Origin of the sequence: Xanthobacter autotrophicus (assembly GCF_030015065.1) — a bacterium.
GTDB lineage: Bacteria > Pseudomonadota > Alphaproteobacteria > Rhizobiales > Xanthobacteraceae > Xanthobacter > Xanthobacter autotrophicus_D.
The window spans coordinates 1-410 of sequence record NZ_JAIVFN010000504.1 but is presented as its reverse complement, the minus strand read 5'-3'; the positions used below and the strand labels follow the sequence as shown (position 1 = coordinate 410).

General features: G+C 43.4%; 1 protein-coding gene. It reads left to right on the top strand.

What is annotated here, in order from left to right; genetic code table 11:
• On the top strand, positions 1 to 410 hold a 410-nt coding region (locus K9U40_RS24235; RefSeq protein WP_282892592.1), incomplete at both ends, for a hypothetical protein.

Sequence of the window (410 nt, the reverse complement as noted above, 5' to 3'; positions counted from 1 at the left end):
GGCAAAGCGTCGGCTAGAAAAGGCTGAGAAGAAAGCCGCAGAAGAGCGAAAGATTCGTGAAGCAACGTTTATGGCGCTGGAAATGGCACATGGCGAGAAGATTGAAAAGATTCTTGCCAATAACCTTACGGCTGAGTTTTACATGAATGTTCAGTCTGATCTCAGTGCTCGCATTCCTGTTTCTGTCAGTGCGATTGACAAAGCCGTCGAAATGATTGACCAGAAAAACAATGCAACTATTGTTCCGTCCGGTCGTCAAGAAGTTATTGGTGAAATTGTTTCCGTTAAATCAGTCGCGGATAACTTTTCTTATCAGGAACGATACATCACAAAAATCATTGTCGATTGTGGCACGTTCCGAGTTTACGGAACAATGCCTAAGGGTATGTATGACTTCGATGGTTTTGAAG